Genomic DNA, 821 nt, shown 5'->3' with positions numbered 1-821 from the left:
CCCCGCCGCCGCCCGCGAAGAAGCTCACGCGCAAGGAGCGCGAGGCCGAGGCGAAGCGCCAGCGTGAGGAGGAGGCCCGCCTCAAGCGCGAGCAGGAGGAGCAGCGCAAGCGCGACGAGGAAGCGAAGCGCAAGCAGGACGAAGAGGCGAAGCGCCAGCGCGAGGAAGAGGAGAAGCGCAAGCGCGAGGAAGAGAAGAAGAAGCAGCAGCGCCCCAAGCTCGACGAAGACGATCTCCGGAACTACTAGCCATGCGCCGCCGCCTTTCATCGCTCATCGTTCCCTCGGCCCTGCTCCTGGGGCTGTCCGCTTGCAGCCTGCTCGTTGACTTCGACCCGGAAGGGCAGCCCTGCGACCAGGGCAAGTGCCTGGAGGGCTACGTCTGCCAGGACCAGATCTGCGTCTCCGGGGATGGCACCCCGACCGATGGTGGCCCGTCCGACGCGGGCGTGGATGCCGGCACCAACGATGCCGGCCCCACGGACGGCGGGCTCCTTCCCGACGGCGGCCGGTCCGACGCGGGCTGAGTTCGTGGGCCGGGCCCGGGCACCTGACCCGGGCCCGTCTGTCGGTTCCCGGCTGCGTCCCCACGCCCGGGTGGCGCCAGCCGGAGGCGCTCAGGGCGTGGCCTCCGGGCCGCGCCGTGTCCCCCTGGACACGGCTGCTTCCGGGCCAACACCCCGCGGAAAACCCCAGTCATCCCAGCTGTTTGCACGCGGTGTCCGCCCCGGGGGAGGACCGCCGGTGCGTGGCATCATCCATGCTCTGGAGGAGGCCCACGGAGGTAGCAACGACATGGGCAAGCGCGTGGGAGTGCTGATG

The 821-nt window shown here is 70.9% G+C and carries 1 protein-coding gene and 1 pseudogene; both read left to right on the top strand.

The window, feature by feature from the left end:
• Nucleotides 1-248, top strand: a pseudogene (locus D7V93_RS43650) (PEGA domain-containing protein); the annotation flags it as partial.
• Nucleotides 249-250: 2 nt separating this feature from the next.
• Nucleotides 251-526: a hypothetical protein gene (locus D7V93_RS43645; RefSeq protein WP_120648731.1), complete on the top strand. Its 276-nt coding sequence runs from the start codon at nucleotides 251-253 to the stop codon at nucleotides 524-526.
• Nucleotides 527-821 lie beyond the last annotated feature (295 nt).

The organism is Corallococcus llansteffanensis (assembly GCF_003612055.1).
Classification (GTDB): domain Bacteria; phylum Myxococcota; class Myxococcia; order Myxococcales; family Myxococcaceae; genus Corallococcus; species Corallococcus llansteffanensis.
This window is presented reverse-complemented; position numbering and strand designations above follow the sequence as displayed.

Excerpts from the sequence above, each read along its gene's own strand:
- D7V93_RS43645 (WP_120648731.1), top strand. The coding sequence starts at position 251 with ATGCGCCGCCGCCTTTCATCGCTCATCGTTCCCTCGGCCCTGCTCCTG.